Here is a 13696-nt window from a genome sequence, read left to right as displayed (position 1 = left end):
GCCGGTGGCGAGAGGCGCGATGTCGGCGGACGCCTCTCCCCTGCGAGCGGGGAGAGGCGGAATGTTCAGCTCCTACCTGCCATTGCCGCGGCAAGCGCCGCCGGGGCCGATATGGTAGCCGCGCGGGCAGGCATGCGCGGCGGGGTTGGCGTAGTTCCTGAGGCAGCCGCCATAGGGGCCGCGGTGCCAGCCGGGGCCGCAGCCGCCGGCGACCGCGATGACGTCGCCGTTCGCGGCTGCGTTGAGCAGGGTGAGCGGCATGGCCTGGGCAACGCCCGTGATCGCGCCGAGCGTGAGAGCCGTGGCAAACAGGGTGCGTATCATGTCTTCCTCCCGAATGCCGTTGCTTCAATGGCCGGCGGCGAACGCGATGCCGGCGCGTACTTCGGCGATCGCCTGGTCGATCATCCCGATCGCCTTCTCGCGATGACCGCCCTTGTTCGGCTCTGCCTTGCCGAGCTCGGCGCGGGCCGATTGCAGGATCGCGATGGCTTCGTCCATGTGCGGCTGCGCGCCAAGCGCGTAACCGATGCAGAGGCTGGTCGCGATGGCGCCGCCGAGCACGAGGCTGCGGGGTAGAGAGGTTCGCATGTCGTTGTCTCCTCCAGCGGGCGTCAGGCTGGGGCCGCCCGTTTGCCCGGATGCAGTCCCGTCTGTGCCGGGATGCCGCATCCGCGGCCTGAATAGGGCCCGCCTGTGCGGGGCGTCTTGGACTGACCGGCGCCAGCGCCGTCGCAGCTTGGACTGACCGGCGCAGCTTGATTCACGTTGGCGTGCTGATAGCTTGCGGTATGCTGGTCTTCTGCGGGCGTCCGTTTGGCGTGCGAGGTTCAGCGAGCGCCAAGTCTTTTTTTGAAGAACTTAGAAAAGCCATTCTCGAAAAGTCGTTCTCGATGTCCGTCATCAGGAAGTCGCTCTCGACCGAGATGCTGCCGCAGGACTTGTCCGACCGGCAGCGCTTCATCCGCTTCGCGGAGCTGTTCGAGCATTTCTCCAACACCGGCGAGCTCGATCCGGCGTCCGACGTGCCGTTTCGCGCCACGATGAACTCGATCCATATCGGCACCACCATGCTCGGCCGTTGCGACGGCAGCTTCGTCACGGTCCGGCGCGAGAAGCGCCAGGTGATCGAGACCGGCGACGACCGCTTTTGCCTCGCGCGCAACACCGGAGATCTTCCGTCTCAGGTGATCCATCGTGGCCGCGAATTCACCATGCGGCCGGGAGCGATGGTGCTGCTCAAGCTGGACGAGCCGTTCTTCGCGGCCGACGGCGCGAGCCAAAAGCGTTTCACCAACGTGCATCTGCCGGTCGATACGCTGCGCGCGATGGTCGCCGACATCGACGATCTCGTCGGCTGCGAGCTCGAGCCCGGCGGCGCGCTGTCGCTGGCGATGGATTACAGCGATCTCCTCCTCCGCAATCCCACGGCCGCCGACGAGGCCGGCATGGCGATCGCCGGCCATCTGCTCGACCTTGCCGCGATCGGTCTCGGTGCCCGCAGCGATATCGCCACTGCCGCGCGACGCGGGGGCCTGCGCGTCGTGCGGCTCAAGGCCGTGCTGTCGATTCTTGAGGCGCGCTTCCACGAGCCGGGTTTTTCCGCCCAGAAGCTTGCCGCCGCCGCCGGCCTTTCCGAGCGCTACGTCAACGAACTGCTGTTCGAGGCCGGCGCCAGCTTCACCACCCGCCTCACTGAGCTGCGTCTGCGCAAGGCCGCCGACCTCCTGGCGCACCGCGAGGGCCGCATCAGCGACATCGCCTTTGCCTGCGGCTTCAACGATCTCTCTTATTTTAACCGCTGCTTCCGCAGGCGGTTTGGGTTGACGCCGACCGCGGCGAGGGGGAAGTGAGAGAGCGCTAGGTCTCCACCCGCGGCGGCGGATAGCGGCGCGCCAGCGCCGACAGCGGCAGGTGCCGTTCGCCTTCCGGCAGCTCCAGAAAGGCCAGCACTTGCGGCCGCTTCCAGTCACCGATGCCGAAATCCATCGCCATCCATTTCTGCGGCTCGGGGCCCTCGAGGCCCCGGACCCAGACGAAATAGCGGGGGAGGTCGTCGGCGTCCGCTTCCGTCGTGCGTCTCCTGGCCATCAAAGCTGCTCACTGCATCACCATTTCGTTGCGGTAGGATATAGGTATCGGCTCGCCGAAGTCGAACTCCCGGCTGCGGGTCCTGTGAGGCTGGACCGGTTGGTTGATGTGCAGGTCTGAAGATATGAACGAAGTCATGATCGATTTTTGGGGTGACGCCTCGGACGTCACGAAAAAGCTGATCGGCTCGTGGTCCTTCGACCGTGTCATCGAAGGCCAGGCTACGATGCAGGGTATCGCGATCTTCACGCCACTGGACGGGGGGCGGTTGGCCTATCGTGAGCAGGGACATCTGAAGCTCGCGAACGGCACCATTGTGCAGGCCGAACGCGAATACGTCTTCAGCAACAGCGACGGAGGATTCAAGGTCTTCTTCAGGGAAGATCCGCCGCGGCTGTTTCACGAGATTTCACTGTCCGCATCTTCCGGGGGAGAGCTGAGCGGACGTGCGAGCCATCTTTGCAAGCACGACGACTATCAGTCGGCCTACATGTTTCGGCCGGATGGAACGTTCGTCGTCCGTCATGTCGTATCGGGTCCACGCAAGGACTACACGATGAACACGACCTACACGCGTCTCTCGTGATCAAGCCGGGGCGATGGCGACGGCCGTGCCGCCTCTCACCGCCAGAGCTCACTCTCCGCCACGCGGTTGATGTCGGCGAGCCGGCGTTCGGCGTTGCCGTGAAGATCGATGCTCTCAACCAGCGTTAGCAGACGCTGATATGCGCCATCGGCGATTTCGACCGGCAGCGGCTCCTCGTCAAAGGCCTCGACATAGCTGCCGACGAGGCCGCTCAACAGGCGGCAAAGACCGCGCTGGGCGGGATCGTCCCGGCCGAGCGTCTCGAGCTTTTGCTGAAATGTCCGGAAGGTGCGCAGGCCGTGGTGCTGTTGCGAAAGCCACGTATGCAGGTCGTTCATGTGAGCTCCTTCGAGTTACAGAAGAAGCTACCGGTTTATACAGGTGGGATGTGACGATTGGAAGGGGAGGGGGATATTGAGGCAGTCCGTCTTCGCCAAGTGGCTTCGCCGGACACGCTTCGCCCTTTCGGTTCGGCGTGGCTGCGCCACGCGAAGCCCGAAAGGGCGAAGCGTGGTGCCCCTGGCCGACAATCACCTAGTGCCATAACCAATTGAATTGAAAGCAAAGTTTTTCTTGCATCGCTGTCGATGCCAACACAAATACCAACAGGATGACACGTGGCTAGCCGACAAAATAAAGCATCGGGCTTCCAGTATCGGCCATGCCACGCCATTTCGGACTCCGCAATTCGCTCCGACCGGAATCGAACCCGGCCCTGACCCGTACTCCCGGAGGCATCGATCGCGAGGTTAAGGGGAGGCTCTCGTCATGCTTAGCGCAAACCGTGGGTGTTGATCTAACCGCGCCAAAAATTTGATTGCGATTGACGGACAATTCTCCGCCAGTTGTACGATTTTGTACGCTAAGCCTTGCGGTATTCCAAAGCGCCCTTACAGCTTCGGAGCTGACTTAACTTGCGCCGCTGATGTTCCGGATCAGGTGTGGATCCACTCGGGCACTATATGGCGCCATTGGCCTGCTCGCAGATGCAGGTCGTGGCCCAGGCTACTGGGCACGGGAAGTCTGGGCGACGTCGCGCTCTGAGTTCACGCGACGGGCGGTGTTCTCGACAGTTATGGGCAGCATCACCTTCGGGTCGCGCGGCGAATGGACGCATCCCACGTGCTGCAGGTGCAATTCCAGAGTGTCGTTGGCGATAGTGTCGATCAGTTCAGAGACGGCTCACGGCAAGTCGTCGTTGCTCCGCAGGAAATGGCGTCGGGAGTGTTGATCTATCCGTTCGCGAGCGCTCGAGGGATCTAGGTCGTACATATGACATACCCACCTCGGCTCAGTGCTCCACTCAGACAGGTGCAGTGCCGACAACGTCCGGAGCGTTTCCGAAGCACTCGATCAGCATTTCGGTGAGGATTCTTATCTTGCGAGCGGGATGCTGGCCTGGTGGCCGGACGACAAATACTCCCGCCGGACGTATCGGGTGCCGGGTCATGATCGGAACAAGCGTGCCAGAGGCCAGATGCTCATGGATCAGGCCCTCGGGGAGATAAGCGATGCCGAGTCCCGCTATGGCGGCAGTGACCAGAGCTGTGCCGTTGTCGGCTTTGAAGCGCCCCTGCGGTCGAACCGTGACGGTTTGTTCACCATCCATGAACTGCCAGGTTTCTGTCCCCTGCATGAGAGCCTGATGCGTGAGGAGTTCATCCGTTGTCTCAGGCGATCCGTGCGCTTTGATATACTCCGGACTCGCAACTAACTTCCCATAGATCGGTCCGACGCGCCTTGCGATCAGGTTAGAGTCCGGAAGATGGCCAAGCCGTATCGCACAATCATAACCCTCTGCGATGAGATCGACGAAGCGATCAGTGTAGCAGGTGTAGATGCCAAGCAGAGGGTAACGTCGCGCCATTTCGGCGAGCACCGGAGCAAGATGAGTCGCGCCAAACGTAAGTGGTGCAGCAATCCGCAAGCGGCCGCGAAGATCACCTGCGGGTAGGATCGTTTCCTTGGCAACATCGATCTCGGCGCAGACTCTGGCGGCGTGATCTCGGAATGTGGAACCCGCCTCCGTGAGCACGGCGCCGCGAGTGGTTCGTGCAAGCAGCTGGACGCCGAGCTCTGCTTCAAGCCGAGCGAGCTGCCGACTAACGATCGACTTGGAGACCCCGAGCCGGCGCGCAGCAGGTGATACTCCGCCGGCGTCAGCGACCTCTACGAATGTTCGCAGTTCTTCAATGTCCAATTTTGGCGTTCCTGCTTTTGCGACACAGTGTGGCGAGAGCGAGCGCTACCGTATCGCAAATGGGAATGGCACTGTCCACGCAGACGTCGTCGCAGTCGGCGGATGTCTCCCACAAATCAGCCTCATCTAACGGCAGCAGAGGATATTCATGACCTTTCGCAACGGCCTTGCGTCGCTTCTTCGTCCCGAGGACTCGGTACTCGTTTTGATCGATCACCAGCCCTATCAGCTCACGAACTTGAACAGCCACGATCCGCAAGCTGTGGTCAACAACACGACCGCGCTGGCGAAGCTTGCAAAAGCCTTCAATGTTCCGACCATTCTCACCAGCGTGATCGCGGCGCGCGGTGGACTTCTCTTTAAGCAGATCACCGACGTATTTCCGGGCCAGGAAGTCATCGATCGCACCTGGGTGAACACCTGGCAGGACGAGAATGTGGTGAAGGTCGTCAAGGCGACCGGCCGCAAGCAGCTGATCATCGCGGGCCTGTGGACCGAGGTCTGCGTCGCAATGCCTGTCATCCAGGCCGCCGGCGAAGGCTGGGACGTGACCGTGATCACCGACGCGTCGGGCGGGATTTCGAAGGAGTCTCACGAAGTTGCAGTTCAGCGAATGATCGCGGCTGGCGCGAACGTGATGACCGTGATGGCGCTCGCTGGCGAATGGCAACGCGACTGGGCGCGCACCGAGCATGTCGAGGAACTGACCGAGATTCTCATCCAGCACTTCGCCGGCAGCGGTATTGCTTATATGTGGGAACAGCAATTGCTCAATACTCCGGTACCAAGCGCCGCGAAGTGAATTGAAGGGGTGGCGGGCGTCCGGACGATGCATTGCGAAGGGTGTCCACTGGGCTAGTCTCGTCATCCCCTCTTTCCGGAAAACTGGGAACCGAACCGCTTTCAGCGGGGCCTACAGCGACCTGGCTCGAATCGGGCAACGAGGCTGATCCGGATCGAAGGCGGCAAACTTGCCCAGCATCCGGACGTTCTGCAGAACGATGTGCCGGCAACCGCGACGACCTCGGGAGCTTCGATGTTCGATCCCGACGAGGGACTTCGCCAAGCTTAACTGCTCGAAAGGCTTCCCATGGAAATCGGTATCGACAGCTTCGCGGCCATGCTTCCCGATCCGGCGACGGGCAAGCTTCCATCCGGCACCGATCGCATGGCAGACCTCATCGCAGAGATCGAGGTCGCCGACCGGGCCGGACTCGATGTATTCGGTGTCGGCGAGCACCATCGCGCAGAGTTCCTGGATTCCGCTCCCGCGGTCATCTTGGCCGCGGCGGCAGCCCGCACCAGTCAGATCCGCTTGACGAGCGCCGTGACCGTCTTGAGCGCGGCCGACCCGGTGCGCGTGTTCCAGGAGTTCTCGACACTCGATTTGATCGCCGGCGGCCGGGCGGAGATCGTAGTCGGTCGCGGTTCGTTCGGTGAGGCCTTCCCGCTGTTTGGCCTCGACACCATGGCGTATGACGAGCTCTTCGCCGAGAAACTCGATCTATTTCTTAAGCTCCGCGAATCGACCAACATCACCTGGAAGGGGCGCTTCCGGCCCGCGCTCTATGGCCAAAGCATCTTCCCACGCCCGCATCAGTCGCAACTTCCGCTCTGGATCGGCGTCGGCGGCACGCCGCAATCCTTCGCGCGAGCCGGCGAACTTGGCCTTCCGTTGATGGTCGCGATCATAGGCGGCAGCTTCGAACGTTTCCGTCCTCTCGTCGATCTCTATCGCGAGGCTGGCGAGCGTGCCGGGCATGATTCCGAAAAGCTCGCGGTAGGCGTCCATGCAATGGGCTTTGTCGGCGAAACCGACGCGGCAGCCGGCGATGCCTTCTTCCCCGGCTGGGCGCATTTGACGACGAAGATCGGTCGTGAACGCGGCTGGTCGGCGCCGACACGCCGGCAGTTCGAAGAAATGGCCGGTCCGGAGGGCGCGTTTCTGATTGGTAGTCCGAGGACGGTCGCAGCCAAGATGCTCCACGCCAGCGAGGAGCTCGGCGGCGTCTCGCGCATCACATTCCAAATGAGCACCGCTTCGCTCGAAACCGCCGCGATGAAGCGCTCGATCGAGCTCTTGGGCACTGAAGTCGCGCCGATGGTCCGGGCGGCGGCTGGCGCAAATCCGTGAGGAGTGTTTCGTCTCTGGAAGAAAACACCTGATGGTATCCACTTCTCCACGATTAGGCCGTTCGGTCGTAGTCACGGGCGCCGGCGCCGGCCTTGGCCGCGACATCGCGCTCGGGCTCGCCGCCAAGGGATATATCGTCTTCGGCACAGCGATGTCCGCGGCGGAGGTCCAAGATCTCAGGGACGCTTCCGGCGGCCGTGTCAGCCTGACCGTCTGCGACTTCACAAAGCCGATGGGTGTGCAGGCTTGGGCCTCCGGTGTAACTGAAGCACTTGGCGATGCCGGGCTCAACCTCCTGATTAACCATGCCGACATCCTCACTCAAGGTCCGATCGAGATTCTTCTGCTCGATGCCATCCGTCACGAGTTCGAAGTCAACGTATTCGGTGCTCTTTCGGTGATCAATGCATTCTTGCCGGCTTTACGGAAGGCGCACGGCCGCATCGTGCAGGTCAACACATGGATGGCGAGCTTTCCGTTGCCGTTCAGCGGGCCGTCGGCAGCTTCGCATGCGGCGATCGAGGTGTTTTCGGCTGTCTATCGTGCCGAACTGAAACCCTTCGGCGTTGAGGTCGTGGTGGTGACCACCGGCAACATGAAGACGGGTGGTTCAGCAAAGACGTCGGCCTTGGCGCGGATCGCAAACGGGATGACGTCGGCTCAACGCAAACTCTACGGCAAGACGTTAGGCACCTTTGCGAACGGGCTGGGCAGTATGCAGGCGGCCAGTTTCGACTCGGCCGCTACCGCTGCACAGGTAATCGAAATCGCCGAGCAGCATCCCGCGCCGAGCCGCGCGGTAGTCGGCGCCGACGCCGAGGAGATGCTCCGAGCTATCCACGAAAGCCCGACGCCGGGGGGGATGCACTCGGCCTGACGCTTGCCGGCCTACTACGCACACCATCCCGAATATTCCGACATCGTCGATAGCCCGAACCGATCAGGAGAGATGACATGATTGAAATGGTCATAGAACAGCGACGTCGCGATCTCGGTGGGGGCTTCGAAGTCGGTCGCGTGCTTCCGATCGCTAAGCGTCGAATGGTCGGTCCCTTCGTCTTCTTCGATCATATGGGACCGCTCGATCTCGCGCCCGGTGTCGATCGTAACCTCGACGTCCGCCCACATCCGCACATCGGACTCTCAACCGTCACCTATTTGTTTGCGGGCGAAGTGATGCACCGCGACAGCCTCGGCTACGAGCAAGCGATCCGTCCGCAAGAGGTTAACTGGATGACCGCAGGTCGAGGCATTACCCACAGCGAGCGGCTCGAGCGGGCGAGACTGCAAGGTGATCATTTGCACGGCGTCCAGGCCTGGGTCGCGCTACCGACCGAAAATGAAGAGACCGCGCCTTCCTTCTCCAACTATTCCGGAAGCGACCTTCCCCAATGGAACGAAGCAGGCGTGGTAGGCCAACTCATCGCCGGCAGCGCCTATGGTCTGACGGCGAGTGCCACGACGCATTCGCCGCTGTTTTACGCTCATCTTAATATGGCGAGCGGCGCGACCGCCGAGATACCTGGCGGGCACAGAGAGCGCGCCCTGTACATCGCTACAGGGGCGGTGGAGCTGGATGGTAAGCGCTACCAGTCAGGCAAGATGCTGGTGCTGGCTTCCATCGCCTCCCGCGTGCTCGCCCTGGAGCAGTCGTCAGTGATGGTCTTGGGAGGAGAGCCCGTCGGCGAACGGTATATCTACTGGAATTTCGTATCATCTTCGAAGGGTCGCCTCGCGCAGGCGGCCTCGGATTGGAAGGCGGGAAGAATGAAGCTTCCCGACGCCGACAATGTGGAGTTCATTCCGCTGCCGGACGGCCCGATGCCGATCTTCTGATGAGGCGCGGGTAGCCAATGAAACGAACGTCGATCCGCGACGGTGCACGCTGCCAATGCGGAATGGGGAGCCGGACAGAGCCCGCTTTCAGTCCGTATCAAGAACGACCGCCAGATGGGCGATAGCGAAGGTCTTCAGGTGTGAAGAAAGCGTTCCGTCGCAGTTCAACCTGTCCCGCGCCCGTCACTGCTGGTCTTGCTCATCCGGATCCAGTCGCGCCTGGCGCAGCCTGCGCCGGTTGTCATAAGACAGCCCTTTACTACTTGGGTGGGTAGGGCTCGATGTCCGCAGACCAATAATGCCTGGCGATGTTCTGACTGTTTCGGATGACGTGGTAGGCAATATCCGGATCGCCTCCTTCAAAAGTGTCCGGATCTGCTCCACACATCAGGCAATACATTCGCTGATGAACGACGCCTGCAAAATATTCCAGCACCGGCGTGGCGTCTTCCTGATCGATTGCTCGCATGTCTTCGGTAACCTGTTTGACCGCCTCTTCCAAAGCCAGAGAAACCGCAGCAGCCAACGCCGTGTCCGCACGTTTGATGACGTCGACGGCCTTTCTTTCAGCCAGCGCAGGGCAACTTTTTGTCACTAATAACCTCCGTGAACTTTGATGGTTTCAGTGGCGAAACTCTTCTCCAATACGCAGCGTAATGAAGATCTTCCGCAAGGCCGGTCGACGAGCGGGACCACGAAGTTGTAGTGCCGGCCACTACATCACGGCATTGGAGCAGCACAGCGATTGGCCCGAGCTTCTTTCAGAACCTGAATCTCACGTAGGCCGAGCCATATTGGACGTCGCGACCGGGTATCGCGCTCGCGGTCAGAAACGGTCCAACGAAAAAGTAGGCATAGGCCAGCGAAACGTCTACGTGCCGGTTGGCTCGCCAAACGATCGACGCCGAAAGCTGGTCTCCGATGTAGCGCTCGCGGCTCTCCTGTCCCGTCCGAAGCAAATTGCCGGCTAACCCGTAGACGCCGTCGTGTAGACTATTTCTCCAGAACAGGTCGTAGCCAATTCCCAGCTGAATTGAATCCGATAGATTGGCCTTGAAAGTGGCACCCAGCGCCAACAGATTGGGAGCGCCGTTCAAGCCGATTGCAGCTTGACCGAAGTAGATTCCAGTGGGGAATAGAGCGCTAAACGTTCCGAATGTATCACTTGCCGGGCCGCCGTCACCGCTCGTCGCCGCCGCTTTCAGACTCACGCGGGGTGCGAATGGTATGGACTTGAAAGTGTAGCCCGTTTCAGTGGCGAAAGAATAGGCGCTTAGCGGAAGACCCGCAAAACTGCCGGCCTGATATGTCAATTCCCAATCGTAATCCCAATTTCCCTTCGACCCGAAAGCCCGCGCGCCGAATGTATGACGCTGCTGGTCTCCCGTGCCGCGATCGAAGGTTGCCTGGCGATTGTTGATGCCCAGATAATACAGATCGAGGCCGCCACCCATCGAAGCGACCGCCTTAGTCGCGTAGAGGCCCCAAAACGTCGTGCGCGTGTCCGACGGATCGTCGAACACGGACGGCCGGTTCAGTACCGGTCGGGTGACGAGCGCGGTTGCGTGCCAACCGCCGACATCCAAGACAGCCGAGACTCCATCGAATGCCCGCCGGACGTTCGGTCCATCGCGCACGTCCACGAATCTACCAGAGCCGAATCGAAACTCCTGCCGCCCAAGGCGGACCGAAATATCCGCGCCCGAGAAGGTCGGTACGTCGAACTGGGCAAACGCCTGTTCCAGCCACAGTTGAGCCTCATCCACCGGGCGGGGCCCGCCGTTGCGTCCAACTAATGTCGCGCTGGAAAGTTGCCCGAAGAGCCGGATCCCGTCTCCTAGATGCCAATCCGAGTAAGTTGAAATGCGCTGAAGGAGATAACCGTCGCGATCTTGTGGTCCCACCCCCCAATTGGCGTTCCTAAATCCCTCGTACCACTCCCGAACTTCACCGCCCAAGGTTAGATACTGGTCCTTTTGAGGACTCAAAGAAATGAACTTGATGGGATCTAACAAATCGCGTTTGCACCCGGGATCACGAAGGTAGCTATAGTCTTCATCCTGACGGAGCAGCGCATAGGGCGGCGGCGAGGGGCAGATCGAATCCGCCCATGCGCTAGAGGAGACCATGCTCAGGGCAAACACCCAAACCCACTTCGACGGGGGCCGTGGTACTTTCCGAGTTCTCACGCTTCCGGCGTAACTGGCACCGGTAGGCTTTCCGCGGATCACCACGCGAAGCTCGCCAGTGGTTACGAGCCGGACATCGCGCCGCGAACCAGCGCCCATCAGCGGCTCTTCATGGCGGGCGCATATCGAAGCAGCCGGTCCCCTAGCTGAAAAGATCGCCCACTTCTCCTTCGGGCACTGGGGCATCGAGATCGTCATTGTCCGCCTTTTCCCATCTCGATGAGATCAGGCGATCCCGAATCGACTCGGCTCTTCCGGGAGCGCCGCACCATGACGCTCCGACTGCTCGCCGCATATCGCTTTGGGACCAAGCGCGGTAGTCGCACGACTTGATCCTCTGTGTCGTGCAAAGTGGAACGCAGATTTCGTCTTTTCCGACTGGGGTAGTCTTAGAAGTGCGCTATGTTCGCGACGCAGCCGCCGTTGGGCGGGCTGAGACACTAGACGAGACACAACAGGCAAAAGCTCTCGCCGGCTCCTCTTGGATCAGGCCGAGCCCGTCCCAGTCTCAATGACCGCTCAATCAAGCCTGTTGATGGGCAAGTCCAGACAAGGAAGACATGTCCTCCGTTACTCGCTTCGAGATCGTGCTCTTGCTCATCGCGATGATCGTTGTTCTCGAAATGCTCGCGCAGCGGCTTCAGCTTCCTCGTGCGGCGGCGCTTATCGCCGGTGGGATCGGTCTTGCCATGATCCCGGGAACTCCAAACATCGAACTCGATCCCGATCTAGTCATGGTCCTTTTTCTGCCGCCGCTGTTGATGGCCAGCGCATGGTTCACCGCCTGGCGGGATTTCCGCGCGGACATAAGAATCATAATGCAACTTGCCGTGGGAGCCGTTGTTTTTACGACGCTGGTCGTCGGGGTGGTGGCGCACCTGGTGCAACCGACCCTTCCATGGGGAGCCTGCTTCGCTCTAGGCGCGATAGTCTCGCCGCCAGACGCCGTAGCGGCGAAGGCGATACTCCAGAAACTGCCTTTGCCGCAACGAGTCATCGTGCTGCTGGAGGGAGAAAGCCTGGTGAACGACGCGTCCGGGTTGGTTCTTTTCCGGCTCGCGGTCGCCGCAACCCTAACAGGCGTATTCAGCCCAACCCATGCTGTGCTTCAATTTTCGTGGCTCACAGCCGGCGGAGTGGGGTTGGGGGTAGCTTTCGCTAACGTATCCATTTTTGTCCTCAAGCGGATCGACGATGCAGACCTCTCCGTCGTCTGGGGATTTCTGACCGCGTGGATCTCGTATATCGCGGCGGAGAAGATCGGCGTTTCTGGAGTGCTGTCCACGGTATCGTGCGGCATGATCATGGGGTGGCGTCAGCATGATCTCTTGTCGGCCGTCACTCGCACGCGATCGGCGGCGGTCTGGGGCGTCGTTGTCTTCCTGCTGGAATCCCTGATTTTCGTCCTGATAGGCCTTTCACTCCGCGGCCTGTTGATCAGGCTCGGCGGATCAGAAGCCTTGCTCGAGCTCCTGCCCTCAACGATGGCGATCGTGGCGGCCGTGATCGTCGCGAGGTTCGCTTGGATCTTCCCGACGACTTACATTCCTCGCGCGTTGATCCCCATGCTCCGTGCGCGGGATCCCTATCCTCCGCTATCCGTGCCCTTCATCATGAGTTGGGCGGGGATTCGGGGAGTGGTCAGTCTCGCCGCGGCTCTCTCACTTCCCGAGGCCTTTCCCGGTCGAGACCTCATCCTGGCGGTGACGTTCGCGGTCATCCTCGCGACGGTTGTTCTGCAAGGCTCTACCCTAGCGCCGCTCGTACGATTGCTCTCAGGAGCCAGGATCACCTCTTTGCACAATTCGAAACTCTCTGAGGTCGATGCCCGGACTCGCATTGCTGCCGCTCAGCTGGCGGCGGTCGAAAAAGAGTCGCTCGAACCAGACGGAAGCCACCGTCATCCACGCTTGATGGAGCAATATTCCTACCGGGCGAGGGCGTCGGCGCGATTCTCGGAGGAGCCCGAAATATTGACGTCGCACCGCGCGGATCACTTCACGGCAGTCTTGGCAGCAATTTCCGCCGGTCGCAAAGAATTGCTGCGGATGCATCGAGACGACCAAATCCACGACAGCGTGCTTCACGCAATCGAGCAGGAACTCGATCTGGAGGAGATCACGGTAAAGCGGTTCGTATGACTTAAGTCCGCGATCGGGAGAATTGACCGCCTCGGAACCCACGGCACACGAGGAGACATTCAAAGCAGCGATGAACTCCGAGATAGGCGTTTGCCAACCGATCATCCGACAGGAAGGCCTCCCATTTCTCCGATGCCAATCTCGTGAACGATCCGGCCGGGGGCTATAAGTGCGCTCGGCCTGTGATCTCGGAAGCTATGCCGACGTTCTGCTGGACGAGGAGCAAGCCCATTCCTCTTTGTCTCAACTTCGGGTAGTCTAATGGATGGCTCGTCCATGATCTATCAATAGGCTTGGTTCGCAGGAGAAGCGTGCGCGCGATCGCAACTATCTGTTGTTATCCGCCGCTGAGCAATTCCACGCGCTGCGACCGCCGGTCCGCGACGACGGGGAATAGGTCATAGACGTCGTCGAAACGTGAACGCGATGGCGCGCGCGCCTTGTCGTTGGTCGCCCGCCCGTATCGTTCGGCTATGACCAAATTGTCCTCGACCGAAAGTTCGCCGAACAGATTGCGGT

Annotated in this window: 14 protein-coding genes; 7 read left to right on the top strand and 7 right to left on the bottom strand. The window is 60.8% G+C overall.

Going from position 1 to position 13696, the window contains the following annotated elements:
* Positions 1–72 precede the first annotated feature (72 nt).
* Positions 73–324, bottom strand: a complete 252-nt coding sequence (locus ABIB99_RS23915; protein ID WP_063985830.1) for a GCG_CRPN prefix-to-repeats domain-containing protein — start codon at positions 322–324, stop codon at positions 73–75.
* 24 nt (positions 325–348) lie between these two features.
* Positions 349–591 (bottom strand): hypothetical protein, encoded by a 243-nt coding sequence (locus ABIB99_RS23910; RefSeq protein WP_063985829.1) that lies wholly within the window; start codon positions 589–591, stop codon positions 349–351.
* A gap of 302 nt (positions 592–893) precedes the next feature.
* Here ABIB99_RS23910 and ABIB99_RS23905 point away from each other — a divergent pair, with 302 nt between their 5' ends.
* Positions 894–1853 carry an AraC family transcriptional regulator gene (locus ABIB99_RS23905; RefSeq protein WP_063985828.1) on the top strand — a complete coding sequence of 320 codons (960 nt, stop codon included), beginning with the start codon at positions 894–896 and terminating at the stop codon, positions 1851–1853.
* Between the two features lie 7 nt (positions 1854–1860).
* Here the strand turns inward: ABIB99_RS23905 and ABIB99_RS23900 are convergent, their stop codons facing one another.
* Positions 1861–2091 carry a hypothetical protein gene (locus tag ABIB99_RS23900; protein WP_063985827.1) on the bottom strand — a complete coding sequence of 77 codons (231 nt, stop codon included), beginning with the start codon at positions 2089–2091 and terminating at the stop codon, positions 1861–1863.
* Between the two features lie 136 nt (positions 2092–2227).
* On the opposite strand from ABIB99_RS23900, the gene ABIB99_RS23895 reads away from it, so the two are divergent.
* Positions 2228–2677, top strand: a complete 450-nt coding sequence (locus tag ABIB99_RS23895; RefSeq protein ID WP_354177700.1) for a DUF6314 family protein — start codon at positions 2228–2230, stop codon at positions 2675–2677.
* A 35-nt stretch (positions 2678–2712) separates the two neighbouring features.
* Here ABIB99_RS23895 and ABIB99_RS23890 read toward each other — a convergent pair whose 3' ends face one another.
* Together ABIB99_RS23890 and ABIB99_RS23885 are read right to left on the bottom strand one after the other, a co-directional pair.
* Positions 2713–3015 carry a hypothetical protein gene (locus ABIB99_RS23890; RefSeq protein ID WP_354177699.1) on the bottom strand — a complete coding sequence of 101 codons (303 nt, stop codon included), beginning with the start codon at positions 3013–3015 and terminating at the stop codon, positions 2713–2715.
* A 965-nt stretch (positions 3016–3980) separates the two neighbouring features.
* The gene (locus ABIB99_RS23885; protein ID WP_354177698.1) at positions 3981–4877 is read right to left on the bottom strand and encodes a LysR family transcriptional regulator; all 897 of its coding nucleotides are present in this window, start codon (positions 4875–4877) and stop codon (positions 3981–3983) included.
* A 148-nt stretch (positions 4878–5025) separates the two neighbouring features.
* On the opposite strand from ABIB99_RS23885, the gene ABIB99_RS23880 reads away from it, so the two are divergent.
* From ABIB99_RS23880 to ABIB99_RS23865, 4 genes are all read left to right on the top strand, one after another.
* Positions 5026–5679, top strand: coding sequence for a hydrolase (locus ABIB99_RS23880; RefSeq protein WP_354177697.1), 654 nt, complete (start codon positions 5026–5028; stop codon positions 5677–5679).
* A 288-nt stretch (positions 5680–5967) separates the two neighbouring features.
* Positions 5968–7011, top strand: a complete 1044-nt coding sequence (locus ABIB99_RS23875) for an LLM class flavin-dependent oxidoreductase (protein WP_354177696.1) — start codon at positions 5968–5970, stop codon at positions 7009–7011.
* A 31-nt stretch (positions 7012–7042) separates the two neighbouring features.
* On the top strand, positions 7043–7888 hold the full coding sequence (locus ABIB99_RS23870) for an SDR family NAD(P)-dependent oxidoreductase (RefSeq protein WP_354177695.1): 846 nt from the start codon (positions 7043–7045) through the stop codon (positions 7886–7888).
* A gap of 77 nt (positions 7889–7965) precedes the next feature.
* Positions 7966–8847, top strand: coding sequence for a pirin family protein (locus tag ABIB99_RS23865; RefSeq protein ID WP_354177694.1), 882 nt, complete (start codon positions 7966–7968; stop codon positions 8845–8847).
* 259 nt (positions 8848–9106) lie between these two features.
* On the opposite strand, the gene ABIB99_RS23860 is transcribed toward ABIB99_RS23865, so the two are convergent.
* Both ABIB99_RS23860 and ABIB99_RS23855 read right to left on the bottom strand, forming a co-directional pair.
* Positions 9107–9442: a hypothetical protein gene (locus tag ABIB99_RS23860; RefSeq protein WP_354177693.1), complete on the bottom strand. Its 336-nt coding sequence runs from the start codon at positions 9440–9442 to the stop codon at positions 9107–9109.
* A 166-nt stretch (positions 9443–9608) separates the two neighbouring features.
* Entirely contained in the window at positions 9609–10991 is a 1383-nt protein-coding gene (locus tag ABIB99_RS23855; protein ID WP_354177692.1) for an alginate export family protein, read from the bottom strand.
* Between the two features lie 605 nt (positions 10992–11596).
* Here ABIB99_RS23855 and ABIB99_RS23850 point away from each other — a divergent pair.
* A complete protein-coding gene (locus ABIB99_RS23850; RefSeq protein WP_354177691.1) occupies positions 11597–13177 on the top strand; it encodes a Na+/H+ antiporter in 1581 nt (526 codons plus the stop codon).
* The last annotated feature ends 519 nt before the right edge of the window (positions 13178–13696 follow it).

It is taken from the genome of Bradyrhizobium sp. LA6.1, assembly GCF_040547805.1.
Classification (GTDB): Bacteria; Pseudomonadota; Alphaproteobacteria; order Rhizobiales; family Xanthobacteraceae; genus Bradyrhizobium; species Bradyrhizobium barranii.
Note: the sequence above shows the minus strand (reverse complement) of the source record. Positions and strands in the feature narration are given on the sequence as shown.

Bases quoted from the DNA above. Each gene is read 5' to 3' on its own strand.
- ABIB99_RS23850 (WP_354177691.1), top strand. From the start codon at position 11,597: ATGTCCTCCGTTACTCGCTTCGAGATCGTGCTCTTGCTCATCGCGATG.
- ABIB99_RS23880 (WP_354177697.1), top strand. From the start codon at position 5,026: ATGACCTTTCGCAACGGCCTTGCGTCGCTTCTTCGTCCCGAGGACTCG.
- ABIB99_RS23865 (WP_354177694.1), top strand. From the start codon at position 7,966: ATGATTGAAATGGTCATAGAACAGCGACGTCGCGATCTCGGTGGGGGC.
- ABIB99_RS23895 (WP_354177700.1), top strand. From the start codon at position 2,228: ATGATCGATTTTTGGGGTGACGCCTCGGACGTCACGAAAAAGCTGATC.
- ABIB99_RS23900 (WP_063985827.1), bottom strand. From the start codon at position 2,091: ATGGCCAGGAGACGCACGACGGAAGCGGACGCCGACGACCTCCCCCGC.
- ABIB99_RS23915 (WP_063985830.1), bottom strand. From the start codon at position 324: ATGATACGCACCCTGTTTGCCACGGCTCTCACGCTCGGCGCGATCACG.
- ABIB99_RS23870 (WP_354177695.1), top strand. From the start codon at position 7,043: ATGGTATCCACTTCTCCACGATTAGGCCGTTCGGTCGTAGTCACGGGC.
- ABIB99_RS23875 (WP_354177696.1), top strand. From the start codon at position 5,968: ATGGAAATCGGTATCGACAGCTTCGCGGCCATGCTTCCCGATCCGGCG.
- ABIB99_RS23905 (WP_063985828.1), top strand. From the start codon at position 894: ATGTCCGTCATCAGGAAGTCGCTCTCGACCGAGATGCTGCCGCAGGAC.
- ABIB99_RS23890 (WP_354177699.1), bottom strand. From the start codon at position 3,015: ATGAACGACCTGCATACGTGGCTTTCGCAACAGCACCACGGCCTGCGC.
- ABIB99_RS23910 (WP_063985829.1), bottom strand. From the start codon at position 591: ATGCGAACCTCTCTACCCCGCAGCCTCGTGCTCGGCGGCGCCATCGCG.